Source organism: Pseudomonas urmiensis, assembly GCF_014268815.2.
GTDB classification, from domain to species: domain Bacteria; phylum Pseudomonadota; class Gammaproteobacteria; order Pseudomonadales; family Pseudomonadaceae; genus Aquipseudomonas; species Aquipseudomonas urmiensis.
The window spans coordinates 1-15,421 of record NZ_JABWRE020000002.1; the positions used below are offsets into that span (position 1 = coordinate 1).

Annotated in this window: 15 protein-coding genes; 10 read left to right on the forward strand and 5 right to left on the reverse strand. The window is 61.9% G+C overall.

The features are described from left to right. Positions 1–140: 140 nt before the first annotated feature. Together HU737_RS25170 and aptA are read right to left on the reverse strand one after the other, a co-directional pair. Positions 141–1,634, reverse strand: a complete 1,494-nt coding sequence (locus HU737_RS25170) for a CoA-acylating methylmalonate-semialdehyde dehydrogenase (RefSeq protein WP_186555485.1) — start codon at positions 1,632–1,634, stop codon at positions 141–143. A 69-nt stretch (positions 1,635–1,703) separates the two neighbouring features. After that, positions 1,704–3,050 carry an omega-aminotransferase AptA gene (aptA, locus tag HU737_RS25175; RefSeq protein WP_186555486.1) on the reverse strand — a complete coding sequence of 449 codons (1,347 nt, stop codon included), beginning with the start codon at positions 3,048–3,050 and terminating at the stop codon, positions 1,704–1,706. 118 nt (positions 3,051–3,168) lie between these two features. On the opposite strand from aptA, the gene HU737_RS25180 reads away from it, so the two are divergent. The 6 genes from HU737_RS25180 (at position 3,169) to HU737_RS25205 (ending at position 9,013) form a co-directional block, all read left to right on the forward strand. Beyond that, the gene (locus tag HU737_RS25180) at positions 3,169–4,086 is read left to right on the forward strand and encodes a LysR family transcriptional regulator (RefSeq protein ID WP_186555487.1); all 918 of its coding nucleotides are present in this window, start codon (positions 3,169–3,171) and stop codon (positions 4,084–4,086) included. Between the two features lie 70 nt (positions 4,087–4,156). Beyond that, the gene (locus HU737_RS25185; RefSeq protein ID WP_186555488.1) at positions 4,157–4,819 is read left to right on the forward strand and encodes a TetR/AcrR family transcriptional regulator; all 663 of its coding nucleotides are present in this window, start codon (positions 4,157–4,159) and stop codon (positions 4,817–4,819) included. A gap of 9 nt (positions 4,820–4,828) precedes the next feature. Then, a complete protein-coding gene (locus HU737_RS25190) occupies positions 4,829–5,413 on the forward strand; it encodes an IMPACT family protein (protein WP_186555489.1) in 585 nt (194 codons plus the stop codon). A gap of 407 nt (positions 5,414–5,820) precedes the next feature. Then, positions 5,821–6,507: an SDR family oxidoreductase gene (locus tag HU737_RS25195; protein ID WP_186555490.1), complete on the forward strand. Its 687-nt coding sequence runs from the start codon at positions 5,821–5,823 to the stop codon at positions 6,505–6,507. Positions 6,508–6,626: 119 nt separating this feature from the next. Beyond that, positions 6,627–7,982 carry an 8-oxoguanine deaminase gene (locus HU737_RS25200; protein ID WP_186555491.1) on the forward strand — a complete coding sequence of 452 codons (1,356 nt, stop codon included), beginning with the start codon at positions 6,627–6,629 and terminating at the stop codon, positions 7,980–7,982. An 83-nt stretch (positions 7,983–8,065) separates the two neighbouring features. Continuing rightward, complete coding sequence (locus tag HU737_RS25205; protein WP_186555492.1) at positions 8,066–9,013, forward strand: adenosine deaminase; 948 nt, start codon at positions 8,066–8,068, stop codon at positions 9,011–9,013. Positions 9,014–9,042: 29 nt separating this feature from the next. On the opposite strand, the gene HU737_RS25210 is transcribed toward HU737_RS25205, so the two are convergent. Next, entirely contained in the window at positions 9,043–9,759 is a 717-nt protein-coding gene (locus tag HU737_RS25210; RefSeq protein WP_186555649.1) for an ArsR/SmtB family transcription factor, read from the reverse strand. Positions 9,760–10,358: 599 nt separating this feature from the next. Between HU737_RS25210 and HU737_RS26325 the strand changes: the two genes are divergently transcribed. Next, positions 10,359–10,556, forward strand: a complete 198-nt coding sequence (locus HU737_RS26325; RefSeq protein ID WP_225915757.1) for a hypothetical protein — start codon at positions 10,359–10,361, stop codon at positions 10,554–10,556. On the opposite strand, the gene HU737_RS25215 is transcribed toward HU737_RS26325, so the two are convergent. Together HU737_RS25215 and HU737_RS25220 are read right to left on the reverse strand one after the other, a co-directional pair. Continuing rightward, positions 10,507–11,688 carry a multidrug effflux MFS transporter gene (locus tag HU737_RS25215; RefSeq protein ID WP_186555493.1) on the reverse strand — a complete coding sequence of 394 codons (1,182 nt, stop codon included), beginning with the start codon at positions 11,686–11,688 and terminating at the stop codon, positions 10,507–10,509. The genes HU737_RS26325 and HU737_RS25215 overlap by 50 nt on opposite strands. Positions 11,689–11,794: 106 nt before the next feature. Further along, complete coding sequence (locus tag HU737_RS25220; protein WP_186555494.1) at positions 11,795–11,992, reverse strand: heavy-metal-associated domain-containing protein; 198 nt, start codon at positions 11,990–11,992, stop codon at positions 11,795–11,797. A 146-nt stretch (positions 11,993–12,138) separates the two neighbouring features. Between HU737_RS25220 and HU737_RS25225 the strand changes: the two genes are divergently transcribed. From HU737_RS25225 to cueR, 3 genes are read left to right on the forward strand one after another with little or no spacing between them, the layout of a single operon-like run. After that, on the forward strand, positions 12,139–12,525 hold the full coding sequence (locus tag HU737_RS25225; protein ID WP_186555495.1) for a hypothetical protein: 387 nt from the start codon (positions 12,139–12,141) through the stop codon (positions 12,523–12,525). Positions 12,526–12,578: 53 nt separating this feature from the next. Further along, entirely contained in the window at positions 12,579–14,978 is a 2,400-nt protein-coding gene (locus HU737_RS25230) for a heavy metal translocating P-type ATPase (protein ID WP_186555496.1), read from the forward strand. Continuing rightward, on the forward strand, positions 14,975–15,379 hold the full coding sequence (gene cueR, locus HU737_RS25235) for a Cu(I)-responsive transcriptional regulator (RefSeq protein WP_186555497.1): 405 nt from the start codon (positions 14,975–14,977) through the stop codon (positions 15,377–15,379). The genes HU737_RS25230 and cueR overlap by 4 nt, the downstream gene beginning before the upstream one ends. Positions 15,380–15,421: the final 42 nt, after the last annotated feature.

The window sequence follows — 15,421 nt, forward strand, 5'->3', positions numbered from 1 at the left end:
CAATATTGTTGAAATTAGGGTCAGAATCGCGGCGCGGGCCTGCGCCTAAAGGTGCAGCTAAACAGATAGCGGTGCTGCCGTTAGAGCTCTAAAAACAAAGCGGGGAGGCCTTTCGACCTCCCCGCTTCTACCCACCTCTATTAGAGGCTAGGGAAAGCGAACTGCGAGGCTTCATGACTCTTGCGCTGTGGCCAGCGCTGAGTGATCGCCTTGCGACGGGTATAGAAGCGCACGCCATCCGGGCCGTAGGCATGCAGGTCACCGAACAGCGAACGCTTCCAACCACCGAAGCTGTGATAGGCCACCGGTACCGGCAGCGGCACGTTGACGCCAACCATGCCCACTTCGATTTCGTCGCAGAACAGCCGCGCAGCCTCACCATCACGGGTAAAGATGCAGGTGCCGTTGCCATACTCGTGATCATTGATCAGCTGCATGGCCTGCTCCAGGCTGTTGACGCGGACCACGCACAGCACAGGGCCGAAGATCTCTTCTTTATAGATGCGCATTTCAGGCGTGACGTTGTCGAACAGCGTCCCCCCTACAAAGTAGCCATCTTCATTTCCCGAAACCCGGTAGCCACGACCATCGACCACCAGCTTGGCACCGGCGGCAACGCCGTCATCTATATAGCCGACCACTTTGTCACGCGCAGCAGCGGTTACCAGTGGGCCCATGTCCAGACCACAAGAGGTGCCGGCACCGATCTTCAGCGCCTTGATCTGCGGCTCAAGCTTGGCGATCAGCGCATCAGCGGCCTGATCACCCACGCACACCGCCACAGAAATGGCCATGCAACGCTCGCCACAGGAACCGTACGCAGCGCCCATCAGTGCACTGACGGCGTTGTCCAGGTCGGCGTCTGGCATCACCACGGCGTGGTTCTTGGCGCCGCCCAAGGCCTGCACGCGCTTGCCGCGCTTGGTGCCTTCGGCATAGATGTACTCGGCAATCGGGGTCGAGCCGACGAAACTCAGGGCTTTCACCTCTGGTGCCTCGATCAGCGCATCGACCGCTTCCTTGTCGCCATGCACCACATTGAGGATGCCTTTAGGCAGGCCAGCCTCAAGCAACAGCTGGGCGATGTACAGGGTCGAGCTTGGATCGCGCTCCGATGGCTTGAGAATGAAGGCGTTACCGCAAGCGATCGCCAGCGGGTACATCCACAGCGGAACCATGGCCGGGAAGTTGAACGGGGTAATCCCGGCAACCACACCCAGCGGCTGGAAATCAGACCAGGCATCGATGTTCGGGCCGACGTTGCGGCTGTACTCGCCCTTAAGCACTTCAGGTGCCGCGCAGGCGAACTCAACGTTCTCAATGCCACGCTTGAGCTCACCCGCCGCGTCCTCGAGGGTCTTGCCGTGCTCTTCGCTGATCATCTGCGAGATCTTTTCCTCGTTCTGCTCAAGCAGTTGCTTGAAACGGAACATCACCTGGGCGCGCTTGGCCGGTGGCGTGTTACGCCAGGCCGGAAACGCCGCCTTGGCAGAATCGATGGCCTCTTGCACGGTAGCCCGGCTGGCCAACTCGACCTTGCGCACGGCCTGGCCGGTGGAAGGATTGAAGACATCGGCGGTGCGCTCGCCCTTGGTAACCAGCTCACCATTGATCAGGTGCTGAACGATGCTCATGCATAACTCCAGAAACAATAAGGATGAAACAGGCGCGTCTACGCGCGCCTGCCGTCGAAGTCGAAAAGATCAGTCGATCTGGTTCAGGGTCTCGCCCACCGCGTCGAACAAGCGATCGAGCTCTTGCGGCTGGGTATTGAAGGTCGGCCCGAACTGCAGGGTGTCGCCGCCGTAGCGGACATAGAAGCCTTTCTGCCACAGCTTCATCGCCACTTCATATGGACGGACGATGGCATCGCCATCGCGTGCGGCGATCTGGATCGCACCGGCCAGGCCGTAGTTACGGATGTCGACGATATTCTTGGTGCCCTTGACGCCGTGCAGCAGCTTCTCGAAGTGCGGCGCCAGCTCGGCGGCCGATTGCACCAGGTTTTCCTTCTGCAACAGGTCCAGCGCGGCAATGCCGGCAGCGCATGCCACCGGGTGCGCGGAGTAGGTATAGCCATGGGGGAATTCCACGGCGTATTCCGGGGTCGGCTGGTTCATGAAGGTCTGGTAGATCTCGCTGGTCGCGATCACCGCGCCCATCGGAATCGCACCGTTGGTGACCTGCTTGGCGATGCACATCAAGTCCGGAGTCACACCGAACGCTTCAGCACCCGTCATCGCGCCCATGCGACCGAAACCGGTGATCACTTCGTCGAAGATCAGCAGGATGTTGTGCTGCGTGCAGATCTCGCGCAGCCGCTTCAGATAACCCTTCGGTGGCGGCAGTACGCCGGCCGAGCCTGCCAGCGGCTCGACGATCACAGCAGCGATGTTCGAGGCGTCATGCAGCTCGATCAGCTTGAGCATCTCGTCGGCCAGGGCAATACCGCCCTCCTCCGGCATGCCCTTGGAGTAGGCGTTGACCGGCAGCACGGTGTGCGGCAGGTGATCGACATCCAGCAACTGGCCGAACATCTTGCGGTTGCCATTGACGCCGCCCAGGCTGGTGCCGGCGATGTTCACCCCGTGATAGCCACGGGCACGGCCAATGATTTTGGTCTTGGTCGCCTGGCCCTTCAGGCGCCAGTAGGCACGCACCATCTTCAGCGCGGTGTCAGCACATTCGGAGCCCGAGTTGGTGAAGAACACATGGTTCAGATCACCCGGGGTCAGCTCGGTGATTTTTTCTGCCAGCTGGAACGACAGCGGGTGGCCGAACTGGAACGCCGGCGAGTAGTCCAGCACACCGACCTGGCGGGCGACTGCTTCGGTGATTTCCTTGCGGGTATGCCCGGCGCCGCAGGTCCACAGACCAGACAGGGCGTCGAAGATCTTGCGGCCCTTGTCGTCGACCAGGTAGCTGCCTTCGGCGGCCACGATCAACCGTGGGTCGCGCTGGAAGTTACGGTTGGCGGTGTACGGCATCCAGTGGGCGTCCAGCTTGAGCTGGCTGGCGATACCGGACGGCGCGGTTTCGGGCATGTTCATCGGCGGTTCCTCGGAAGACGATTAGGCAACGATGTGCGTTGTTGCAGCTAACTTGTCACGCGGATAAAGTCTAGAAAAGCCAACATTTCTAATCTTAAGTTAGCAGCGGACTAAACTAATGAGCCGACGCCCCGATCCCCTCGCCCAGGTCAGTGATTTCGACATCCGCCTGTTGAAGATCTACCGCAGCGTGGTCGAGTGCGGCGGTTTCTCGGCAGCAGAGAATGTCCTGGGCATCGGCCGTTCGGCGATCAGCCAGCAAATGAGCGACCTTGAGCAGCGCCTCGGCCTGCGCCTGTGCCAACGTGGTCGCGCCGGCTTCTCGCTGACCGAGGAAGGCCGCGATGTCTACCATTCGGCCCTGCAACTGCTCAGCGCCATCGAAACCTTCCGCACCGAGGTCAATGGCCTACACCAGCATCTGCGCGGTGAGCTGAACATCGGCCTCACCGACAACCTGGTGACCCTGCCGCACATGCGCATCACCCATGCCTTGGCCGAACTCAAGGACCGCGGGCCGGACGTGCGTATCCAGATTCGCATGATCGCCCCAAGCCAGGTCGAACAAGGCGTGCTCGATGGGAGCCTGCATGTCGGCGTGGTGCCGCAGACCAGCCCTCTGTCGGGCCTGGAATACCAACCGCTGTATAGCGAGCGTTCGCTGCTGTACTGCGCGGTGGGCCACCCGCTGTTCTACGCCGATGACCAGAAGATCGACGACCAGCGCCTTAATAGTCAGGATGCCATCGCCCCAACCTTCCGCCTGCCGGCCGACATCCAGGCGCATTATCAGGCCCTGCACTGCACGGCGAGTGCCTCGGACCGCGAAGGCATGGCGTTTCTGATCCTGACCGGGCGCTTTATTGGCTACCTGCCGGACCACTACGCCAGCTTCTGGGTCCAGCAGGGGCGCCTGCGGGCACTCAAACCGTCCCAACGCCACTACGAGTTGAGCCTGAGTTGGGTAACGCGTAAAGGGCGCCGGCCAAATCTTGTATTGGAAAGTTTCCTGGAAAGCCTGGCGGCGACACGCTAATGCTTGTCACTTCGGCACAGGCAGGTAATCTGTCGGACATCCGTTTACTCCGACTGGCACGGAATCGTCCATGACCCTAGAAGTCCCTGCGCATCGCCTCTCCGCCTCGGGCAAGCCCGCTGGCCGCATTCGCCAGAAGAACGAACAGGCCATCATCCAGGCCGCCGAAGACGAGTTCGCCCGCCACGGCTTCAAGGGCACCAGCATGAACACCATCGCCTTGAAAGCCGGCTTGCCCAAGGCCAACCTGCATTATTACTTCACCAACAAGCTGGGCCTGTACATCGCGGTTTTGAGCAACATCATCGAATTGTGGGACAGCACCTTCAACGCCCTGAGCGTCGATGACGATCCAGGTCCGGCCTTGAGCCAGTACATCCGCACCAAGATGGAGTTCTCGCGCCGCAACCCTCAGGCCTCGCGAATCTTCGCGATGGAAGTGATCAGCGGCGGCGAATGCCTGAGCGAGTACTTCAGCGCCGACTACCGTGAGTGGTTCCGCGGCCGCGCCGCCGTGTTCCAAGCCTGGATCGACGCCGGCAAGATGGACCCAGTCGACCCGGTGCACCTGATCTTCCTGCTTTGGGGCAGTACCCAGCACTATGCCGACTTCTCCACGCAGATCTGCCAGGTTACCGGCCGAAGTCGCCTGACCAAGCAAGACATGGAAGATGCCAGCAACAACCTTATCCACATCATTCTCAAAGGCTGCGGCATTCACTCGCCTGCCTGACCCGGACTTATGCCTTCTACCCTGCTCGAGCTTTGCGAATTTCGTGAAGAGATCCGCAAGAGCCGTTTCATCACCCTCGCCGGCCCGATCAGCAGCGCCGCCGAGGCGATGAGCTTCATCGAACGCCACAGTGATCTGGCCGCGACTCATAACTGCTGGGCCTGGAAGCTGGGTGACCAGTACCGCAGCAGCGACGACGGCGAACCCGGCGGCACCGCTGGCCGGCCCATACTCGCGGCCATCGAAGCCCAGGACTGCGATCAGGTAGTGGTGTTGGTGATTCGTTGGTACGGCGGCATTCAACTGGGTACCGGCGGTCTGGCCCGAGCTTATGGCGGCGGGGCGAACAAATGCCTGCAGCAAGCGCCCAAACGCTTGTTGGTGCAGCGCAGTGAGTATCGCTGCAGCTGCAGCTTCAGCGAACTTGCGCTACTCAAGTTGCGCTTGGCCGAAGTCGACGGGCTGGTACTCGATGAGCAGTTCACCGCCAATGGCGTAGATTTGCAGCTGGCGGTGGGCGCAGCGCATCTTGATGCACTGCAACGCCAGCTGGCCGACCTCAGTCGTGGACGGATCCTGCTGCAACCCTACTGAAGGGTTTGCCCACAACTACTGTGGGCCTGCCTGTGGATAAGCTTGGGGCACTCTCGTGCAAGCCACGAATCACAAGGCGTTCGAGCCATTGAGCATATTTTGATCACATTTTCATGACGGTCATGCAAATGACCATATTTCAGTTAGTTATCCCCAACCAGCAGGGCTTTCAGCTCGTTAGGCCCCGCTAATTCACAGGCTTCGGCTTGCACACAAATACTGTGGAGGAGCCTGTGGATAACCCGTGAACCATCTGGCTTGGACCTGACGCCGTAAGCCTCGCGGCCAACTGTACATTTTTTAATCAGCCGTGCATCGGGAACAGCCACTGGGCAATGCACAGCAGCTACGCTGCGAATTCCGGTAACGGCCGCTAACACGCCCCCCTTTTTTGAAGGAGTATCGAAATGCCTGCAAACAAGACAGCCTTGATCATCGGCGCCTCGCGTGGCCTGGGCCTGGGTCTGGTGCAGCGCTTGCACGAAGATGGCTGGAACATCATCGCTACTGTGCGCGATGCGCAGAACCCCAGCGAGCTGGGCACTATTGCCGGGGTACAGATCGAAACCCTGGAAATGAACGACACCGAGCAGTTGGATGCGCTGCAACAGATCCTGCACGGCCAGGTGCTGGATCTGTTGTTCGTCAACGCCGGTGTGATGGGCCCGTTGCCGCAGGATCTGGAAGCGGTAAGCAGCCAGCAGATTGGCGATCTGTTCATGACCAATGCCGTGGCGCCGATCAGGGTCGCCCGGCGCCTGGCTGACCAGTTGCGCGAAGGCAGTGGCGTGCTGGCCTTCATGAGCTCGATCCTTGGCAGCGTGACCATTCCCGATGGCGGCGAGATCCCTTTGTACAAAGCCAGCAAGGCCGCGCTGAACTCGATGATCAACAGCTTCGTAGTCGAGCTGCAGCGCCCCGACCTCAGCGTGCTAGCCATGCACCCCGGTTGGGTGAAAACTGCCATGGGCGGCGAAAACGCCGAGATCGACGTGCTCACCAGCACCCGCGGCATGCTTGAGCAGATCAAGGCGCAGAGCGGTAATGGCGGACTGCGCTTCATCAACTACAAAGGCGAAGCCCTCATCTGGTGAATTGAAAGCCGGCGGGGGAGGCAGTAGACTCGATGCCTCGCCCCACGGCGAACCTGGATCAGCAGACAGGGCAAAACTGAGCTGGCTTACCTGAACCCACTTTCAGAGGAGCCGGCACCATGCCTGCGACCCGTACCTGGTTGAAATCCCCCCTTGCCATCTTCACTGCCAACGACGCCGATGCGCGCGGCGGACTGGTCATCGAAGACGGCCGCATCACTCAACTTCTAGCCCTCGGCGAGAACCCCAGCACGCCCTGCGATCAGGTTTTCGATGCCCGCGAGCACGTCATCCTGCCCGGTCTAATCAACACCCATCACCACTTCTACCAGACCCTGACCCGCGCCTGGGCGCCGGTGGTCAACCAACCCCTATTCCCCTGGCTGAAGACCCTGTACCCAGTGTGGGCGCGGCTGACCCCGGCCAAGCTGGAGCTGGCCAGCCAGGTCGCCTTGGCCGAATTGCTGCTGTCGGGCTGCACCACTGCGGCTGATCACCATTACCTATTCCCTCAGGGCCTGGACAACGCCATCGACGTACAGGTCGAGGCAGTGCGCAAACTGGGCATGCGCGCCATGCTCACGCGCGGCTCGATGAGCCTGGGTGAGGACGACGGCGGCCTGCCACCGCAACAGACGGTGCAACAGGGCGAAGTGATCCTGGCCGACAGCCAACGTCTTATCCACAGCTACCATGAGCGCGGCGATGGCGCGCAGATCCAGATCGCCCTGGCGCCCTGCTCGCCGTTCTCGGTCACTCCAGAAATCATGCGCGCCAGCGCCGTACTTGCCGAAGAACTGGACGTGCGCTTGCATACCCACCTGGCCGAAACCCTCGACGAAGAGGACTTCTGCCTGCAACGTTTTGGCCTGCGTACTGTGGATTACCTCGACAGCGTCGGCTGGCTCGGCCCGCGTACCTGGCTGGCTCATGGCATTCATTTCAACCCCGATGAAATCGCCCGCCTGGGCGCCGCCGGTACTGGTATTTGCCATTGCCCAAGTTCCAACATGCGCCTGGCATCCGGCATCTGCCCGACTGTCGACCTGGAAACCGCCGGAGCCCCAGTCGGCCTGGGGGTAGATGGCTCGGCCTCGAACGATGCCTCGAACATGATCCTTGAAGCGCGCCAGGCCCTGTACCTGCAGCGCTTGCGCTATGGCGCCGAACAGATCACCCCAGAGCGTGCACTGGGCTGGGCCACGCGCGGCTCGGCACGCCTGCTCGGACGCAGCGATATTGGCCAGCTGGCGGTAGGCAAGCAAGCCGACCTGGCCTTGTTCAAGCTTGACGAACTGCGCTTCTCCGGCAGCCACGACCCACTGTCGGCGTTGCTGCTGTGCGGCGCCGACCGCGCTGATCGGGTCATGGTTGGCGGCAATTGGCGGGTGATCGATGGGCAAATCGAAGGCTTGGATGTGCAAGGCTTGATCGCCAATCACCGACAGGCAGCGGCGCAACTGATCGCCGGTTGATGCTACAGGGCCAGGCTGGGCGCATTGCCCGGCCTGGCCCTGTAGAATGACCGCCAACCGTTCCTGATTCGAGATTTGCATACATGTACGACTGGCTAAACGCCTTGCCCAAGGCGGAACTGCACATGCACCTGGAGGGCGCCCTGGAGCCTGACCTGTTGTTCGCCCTGGCCGCACGCAACAAGATCGCCCTGCCGTGGGCAGATGTGGAAACCCTACGCAGCGCATACGCGTTCAACAACCTGCAGGAATTCCTCGACCTGTACTACCAGGGCGCTGATGTCCTGCGTACCGAGCAGGATTTCTACGACCTGACCTGGGCCTACCTGCAACGCTGCAAAGCGCAGAACGTTATCCACACCGAGCCGTTCTTCGACCCGCAGACCCACACTGATCGAGGCATCCCGTTCGAAGTGGTCTTGACCGGCATTCGCCAGGCCCTCAAGGATGGTCGTGAGCAACTGGGCATCAGCAGCGGCCTGATCCTGAGTTTCTTGCGCCACCTCAGTGAAGAAGAGGCACAAAAGACCCTCGACCAGGCGCTGCCGTTTCGCGATGCCTTTATTGCCGTTGGCCTGGACAGCTCGGAAAAGGGTCATCCGCCGAGCAAGTTCCAGCGCGTCTTCGACCGCGCCCGCAGCGAAGGCTTCGTGGCGGTCGCCCACGCTGGCGAAGAAGGCCCGCCCGAGTACATCTGGGAAGCCCTGGATCTGCTGAAGATCAAGCGCATCGACCATGGCGTACGTGCCATCGAGGACGAACGCCTGATGCAGCGCATCATCGATGAGCAGATCCCGCTGACCGTCTGCCCGCTGTCCAACACCAAGCTCTGCGTGTTCGACCACATGAGCCAACACAACATCCTCGACATGCTCGAGCGCGGCGTGAAAGTCACGGTCAACTCGGATGACCCGGCCTACTTTGGCGGCTATGTCACCGAAAACTTCCATGCACTTCACACCCACCTGGGCATGACCGAAGACCAAGCCCGCCGCCTGGCTCAGAACAGCCTGGATGCCCGGCTGCTCTGACTTGTCCGCGACAGCGCATTGCAGGCGGCCTAACCGACCTGCAATGTGGGCTGCAGCCGAGCGATACGGTTGATCTGCTGAATCCCCAATGCGGATATCTGCAGTGCCCTGGAACCTTCCTGTTCCTGTATCCAGCCCGATTGCAGGAACAACTTCAGCAGTGCCTGCCCTAGACTGCCGCCTAAATGAGGCCCTTGGTCACTCCATTCATTGCAGTGGCACACGGTACAACTGCCCTGCTGTCGCTGCGCCAACGCTTCGATGTAGACGCCAAGGGCCGCCAGTTGAACGCGCCCTTCCTGACTCACCCGCAGTTGCTGGTCGTATCCTTCCAGCCAGCCGCAAGCGATCAACCGCTCGAGCAACTCAGCGGCCAACTCCCCGCCCATATGATCTGAGCAACGTCTCGCCCGGCGCATCGACAGCGGTACCTGCAAGGGTTTGAACTGGCTGTTGCGCAACCGAAGATCATCCAGCCGCAGGCTGGCCAAGGCTTCAACCGCGGCCCCCACTTCCGGTGTGGCCAAGCGGAAAAATCGTTTGCGACCACGCGCCTCGTGCTTCAACAAGCCAGCCGAGGACAGCAAGGTAAGGTGCGCACAGGCTGATGAGGAGGTGACGCCGATCATCGATGCCAGTTCATCGGCAGGACGCGGCAAACCGTCGATCAGCGCCCACAACATGGCGCTGCGCTTGGGGTCGGCCATCAGGCCGGCTATCTGGCTGATACTACTCACTGCACTCATATCCCTGTAACTCCCTGGAAGATCACGTCTGATGGCGATGGCCAACCACGACAGCGCGGTTAACGCACCTGCCAAGGGCGCGCATCCAGAGGCTGTAGGCCAAATTTGGCGACGCTCACGCATGAGTAGCCAAGGCCCAGATGAGCCAAAGCAGTGCCGTTCCCTGGCGGGGAAGTATCTCTCGCTGCCGCTAGCGGCCGCAGCCAGTATAAGCCGCGCGTAGCCCTGCACATTTGCCTGCAATCGGCGGCCAATAGCCGAAAATGCGTTGGGTATAGCGCCCCTAACAGGCGCCGATCAGGACCATGACGGCTAGTCAGTGAGTGGGATTGGCCAATACATCCATTAAATCAACGGTGTACCTAGATCACCCGGTGCTGATGTCAGAAAACTCTGAAGACTGTACTGACAAGGAACTTCCCCAATTACGGCGCATAAATGAGAAGCATCCCTTCGACCTCAGGGCTGCCCCAACTGGACATGCTCGATCGTAGAAGCTACGGCCACGACCGTCAGTCAGGACACCGCCTACAAGTCGTGGCGAGGCCGAGCAGCAGCGCTAAACTTGAGCCGCTCTCGATCTCTGGAGGTATGCCGCGATGAAGATTGTCGTCAGTGCGTCGAACCGTCAGCCCAATTGCCCCTGGCAAGTCCGGCTCGATCAGCATGTGGTGAGTTTTCGCAGTGAGGCTGAGGCGCGCGCGTTTGTCGCCACGCTGGAAACGCGCCTGCAGGCGCCCCACTCGTTTACACCCGATGTTTGGCCTGCAAGCGCCGAGTCAGCATCGCGACACTGACCACCAGCGCGCCGCACAGGCTGATTACCAGCGCCATCGGCACCGCGCTGCCATCGTGTAGCGCGCCGACCAACGCTGCCGCGCCTGCGGCCACGCTGAACTGCAGGCAGCCCATCAACGCCGAGGCACTGCCGGCACGCGCGCCCTGCCCACTCATGGCGCAGGCCGAAGCGTTGGGGATGATGCAGCCCAGGCTGGCGATACAAACGAACAATGGCACCAACAGCGGCCAAAGCTGAGCAGGACGCAACGCCGCAACGCCCAGCAACAGCAACCCCGCCGCCAGATACAGCCAGACCGCCCGTGCCAGCAAGAATGCCGGACCACGTTTGGCCAGCAGCCGCGCATTGACCTGTGCCATCAGGATGAAGCCGGCAGCGTTGGTGCCGAACAGCCATCCGTAATGCTCGGGCGGCACACCATACAACTTGATGAATACGAAGGGCGAGCCGGCGATGTAGGCAAACATTCCGGCAATGGCGGTGCCACCGGTCAGTGCATGGCCGATGAAGACCCGATCCTGCAACAGACGCCAGTATTGGCGAAATGCGCCTGAGAGTGGCTGGCGTGGCATGTCCGCCGGAAAACTCTCCGGCAGCCCCAAGCTCACGGCCAACAGGCATGCGGCACTGAACAGGCTCAAAGCAAGGAAGATCGATTGCCAGCCGGCCAGGTTGACCAGTACCCCACCCAGCATCGGCGCAAGAATCGGCGCCAGGCCCATGACCAACATCAGTTGCGAGAACACCTTGGCCGAAGCGACCGCATCACATTTGTCGCTGACGATCGCCCGCGACAACACCATGCCGGCGCAGCCGCCCAAGGCCTGGACGAAGCGCGCGACGATCAAGGTATCCAGATTCGGTGCATAGGCGCAGGCCAACGAGGCCAAGGTAAAGAGGGTGACGCCAAACAACAGTGGCTTGCGCCGGCCAAAGCGATCAGCCACCGGGCCATAGGCCAGCTGTCCAATGGACAAGCCCAGGAAATAGGCCGCCAACGTGGTCTGGATATGTTGTTCGTCAGTCGCAAAAGCCTGCGCCATGGCCGGAAAGGCGGGCAGGTAGAAGTCAATCGCCAACGGCCCGAACGCACTGAGGGCGCCCAGGATCAGCACAAAACGCAGGTTCATCAGGAATCCATAGCTGGCTAAGCAAGCGCCTTAGTCTACCTGCACAGCACCTCACCAGCATGAAAACCTTTGTAACAATAACGGCCGTCCCTGGCCCTCTCAGGATTCAGGCAACTTCCGCCGGATAACCTTCATCGCGGATCGCCGCAAGAATCTGCTCAACCCCAACCTGGCTCTGCACGCGCACCTGCTTGGCGGCCAAATCGACTTCTACCTTGGCCGCTGGATCCTGCCCCTGCACCGCCGCTGTCACTGCCTTTACGCAGTGGCCACAGGTCATGCCTTGCACATTGAATACTTGCATCGGGTGTGTCTCCTTATGGGTTTTGCGCAGTTTCAAGCTTGCCATCGGGACAAGGTCAAGTAGCCCGTGAATCAACCGGACTGGAAATCCGCGCGCAGCTCGGCCAAGCTGCGCCTTTGACGATTTTGCCAAGCAGGAGATTCACCATGATCAAGGCAGCATTGGGCCTTGTCGGACTAATGGGTGCACTGGCCGCCGTGCCCCAGGCCAGCGCCCAAGGCAACTCGGACTACAGCGTGCTGATCATTTCTCGAGAGCGCCTGGAAGTGGCCACCACCTGCGAGATCGGCGTCTACCTCAATGACCAACTGTCCGGGCGTCTGTTCCAAGAACAATCGACCTCGTTCAACCTGCCGCCAGGGCCTGTGGATATCCGCCTGCGACTGTTGCCGGGTCAGGCACCGGGCTGCGCGCCGGGGCTGGAAAATCAGCACAGCCAGCGCCTGACCCTGCACGCCGGGCAGATCAGCAAATATCGCATTGCCATGGACCACAGTGGCCTGCATTTGAACAAGGCCAGTTTGGACTATTGACCTTGACCGTGTGGCAAGGTTGATGCTGAGGGCCTGTCCAAGGAGGAGAGCCCATGTCTGCATCCACCATCTTCGACCTGCCGATCTCCGGCATGACCTGTGCCAGCTGCGCCGGCCGAGTCGAGCGCGCCCTGCGCAAGGTCACCGGCGCCGAGCAGGTCAGCGTCAACCTCGCCACTGAACAGGCCCGGGTCCAGGCCCCGGCCGACAGCCTCCCGGTGCTGGTCGACGCCGTGCGTCAGGCTGGCTACGGCGTGCCCACCCGCAGCGTCGAACTGCAGATCGGCGGCATGACCTGCGCCAGCTGCGCCGGCCGCGTCGAACGGGCCTTGGGTAAAGTGCCTGGGGTCGAACAGATCAGCGTCAACCTGGCCAGCGAACGCGCGCATATCGAAGTGCTCAAGGCAGTCGACGACAGTGTGCTGATCGGCGCAGTCGAGCAGGCCGGCTACAGCGCCGCGCTGCCCCAAGCCGCTCGGGATGACCAGGCCGACGCGCAGCGGCGTTTGCGCAAAGAACGCCTGGCAGTCGGCGCCGCCCTGATACTGGCGCTGCCGCTAGTGCTGCCGATGATCGTCCAGCCATTCGGCCTGCACTGGATGCTGCCGGCCTGGGCGCAGTTCCTGCTGGCCACCCCGGTGCAGTTCATCCTCGGCGCGCGCTTCTACGTGGCCGCCTGGAAAGCAGTACGCGCCGGTGCCGGCAATATGGACCTGCTGGTCGCGCTGGGCACCAGTGCCGGTTATGGCCTGAGCCTGTATGAATGGGCCAGGGCCGAAGCGGGCGTCGAGCCACACCTGTATTTCGAAGCCTCGGCGGTGGTCATCGCCCTGGTATTGCTCGGCAAGTACCTCGAAAGCCGCGCCAAACGCCAGACCGCTAGCGCCATACGTGCACTTGAAGCGCTACGGCCAGATCGTGCGCTGCGGGTGGTCGATGGCCTTGAGGAAGACGTGGCCATCAGCCAATTGCGCCTGGACGACCTGGTCCTGGTCAAGCCGGGTGAACGCTTCCCAGTCGATGGCGAAGTGCTCGAAGGCAGCAGCCACGCCGACGAAGCGTTGATCAGCGGCGAAAGCCTGCCCGTGCCCAAGCAGCCCGGCGACCACGTCACCGGCGGCGCCATCAACGGCGAAGGCCGGCTGTTGGTGCGGACCCTGGCCCTGGGCACGGAAACCGTACTGGCGCGCATCATTCGCCTGGTCGAAGATGCCCAGGCAGCCAAGGCGCCGATCCAGAAGCTGGTCGATCGGGTCAGCCAGGTGTTCGTCCCGGCAGTACTGGTGATCGCCCTGTTCACCCTGCTCGGCTGGTGGTGGGCGGGCGCACCGATCGAAACCGCGTTGATCAATGCCGTCGCCGTGCTGGTCATTGCCTGCCCTTGCGCACTCGGCTTGGCCACTCCGGCAGCGATCATGGCCGGCACCGGCGTCGCGGCCCGGCACGGCATCCTGATCAAGGACGCCGAGGCGCTGGAGCGCGCCCACGCCGTCAACCGGGTGGTGTTCGACAAGACTGGCACACTCACCTCCGGCAGCCCGCGGATCGTCCATAGCCAGGCTGGCGTGGGTGACAACGCCGACTTGCTGCGCCTGGCCGGCGCCCTGCAGCGCGGCAGCGAGCATCCGCTGGCCAAGGCGGTGCTGGATGCCTGCAGCGAGCAGGGCCTGATGGTGCCGCAAGTCAGCGACAGCCAGTCGCTGACCGGGCGCGGGATCGCCGGTCACGTGGAACATCGCCAACTGGCGCTGGGTAACCGCCGCCTGCTCGATGAATGCGGGCTGCACGCGGGCGACCTGGCCAGCAAGGCGCAGGCCTGGGAGGCCGAAGGCCGCACCCTGTCGTGGCTCATCGAACAGGCCCCTAAACCCCAGGTGCTCGGGCTGTTCGCCTTCGGCGACAGCCTCAAGCCCGGCGCCGAATACGCCATTCGCGCCTTGCATGGCAAAGGTATCAGCAGCCACTTGCTGACCGGCGACAACCGCAGCAGCGCCAAGGTGGTCGCCGAGGCACTGGGCATCGATGATGTGCACGCTGAAGTGCTGCCAGCCGATAAAGCCGCCACGGTCGGCCAGCTCAAACGCGACGGCGTGGTCGCGATGGTCGGCGATGGCATCAACGACGCCCCGGCCCTGGCCGCCGCCGATATCGGCATCGCCATGGGCGGTGGCACCGATGTGGCCATGCAGGCGGCGGGCATCACCCTGATGCGCGGCGATCCACGGCTGGTGCCGGCGGCGCTGGAAATCAGCCGCAAGACCTACGCGAAAATCCGTCAGAATCTGTTCTGGGCCTTCATCTACAACCTGATCGGCATTCCGCTGGCCGCCTTTGGTCTGCTCAATCCGGTACTGGCCGGCGCGGCCATGGCGCTGTCGAGTGTCAGCGTAGTGAGTAATGCCCTGTGGCTGAAGACCTGGAAACCTAGCGACGACCAGCAGGAGGCGCCATGAACATCGGCCAGGCAGCCCGCCGCAGTGGGCTGAGTACCAAGATGATTCGCTACTACGAGTCGATTGGCTTGCTCAAGCCGGCTCAGCGCAGCGACAGCGGCTATCGACTGTACCAGCAAGAAGATTTGCACAGCCTGGCCTTCATCAAACGCTCCCGCGACCTGGGGTTCTCGCTCGATGAGGTGGCGAAACTGCTCACCCTGTGGCAGGACCGGCAACGCGCCAGCGCCGACGTCAAGGCGCTGGCCACCGAGCATATCCAGGCCCTGAACCAGCGGATCGAAGAGTTGGTGAGCCTGCGCGATACCTTGAGCGAGCTGGTCGCCCACTGCCAGGGCGACGACCGGCCGGACTGTCCGATCCTCAAGGATCTGGCCAATGGCAAAAGCTGTTGCCACTGACGTGTATAGGGGTCGCTTCGCGGCCCCAACACCGCACCGCCT

Bases quoted from the DNA above. Each gene is read 5' to 3' on its own strand.
- HU737_RS25185 (WP_186555488.1), top strand. From the start codon at position 4,157: ATGACCCTAGAAGTCCCTGCGCATCGCCTCTCCGCCTCGGGCAAGCCC.
- HU737_RS25205 (WP_186555492.1), top strand. From the start codon at position 8,066: ATGTACGACTGGCTAAACGCCTTGCCCAAGGCGGAACTGCACATGCAC.
- HU737_RS25225 (WP_186555495.1), top strand. From the start codon at position 12,139: ATGATCAAGGCAGCATTGGGCCTTGTCGGACTAATGGGTGCACTGGCC.
- HU737_RS25215 (WP_186555493.1), bottom strand. From the start codon at position 11,688: ATGAACCTGCGTTTTGTGCTGATCCTGGGCGCCCTCAGTGCGTTCGGG.
- aptA (WP_186555486.1), bottom strand. From the start codon at position 3,050: ATGAACATGCCCGAAACCGCGCCGTCCGGTATCGCCAGCCAGCTCAAG.
- HU737_RS25190 (WP_186555489.1), top strand. From the start codon at position 4,829: ATGCCTTCTACCCTGCTCGAGCTTTGCGAATTTCGTGAAGAGATCCGC.
- HU737_RS26325 (WP_225915757.1), top strand. From the start codon at position 10,359: ATGAAGATTGTCGTCAGTGCGTCGAACCGTCAGCCCAATTGCCCCTGG.
- HU737_RS25200 (WP_186555491.1), top strand. From the start codon at position 6,627: ATGCCTGCGACCCGTACCTGGTTGAAATCCCCCCTTGCCATCTTCACT.
- cueR (WP_186555497.1), top strand. From the start codon at position 14,975: ATGAACATCGGCCAGGCAGCCCGCCGCAGTGGGCTGAGTACCAAGATG.
- HU737_RS25220 (WP_186555494.1), bottom strand. From the start codon at position 11,992: ATGCAAGTATTCAATGTGCAAGGCATGACCTGTGGCCACTGCGTAAAG.
- HU737_RS25195 (WP_186555490.1), top strand. From the start codon at position 5,821: ATGCCTGCAAACAAGACAGCCTTGATCATCGGCGCCTCGCGTGGCCTG.
- HU737_RS25170 (WP_186555485.1), bottom strand. From the start codon at position 1,634: ATGAGCATCGTTCAGCACCTGATCAATGGTGAGCTGGTTACCAAGGGC.
- HU737_RS25210 (WP_186555649.1), bottom strand. From the start codon at position 9,759: ATGAGTGCAGTGAGTAGTATCAGCCAGATAGCCGGCCTGATGGCCGAC.
- HU737_RS25180 (WP_186555487.1), top strand. From the start codon at position 3,169: ATGAGCCGACGCCCCGATCCCCTCGCCCAGGTCAGTGATTTCGACATC.
- HU737_RS25230 (WP_186555496.1), top strand. From the start codon at position 12,579: ATGTCTGCATCCACCATCTTCGACCTGCCGATCTCCGGCATGACCTGT.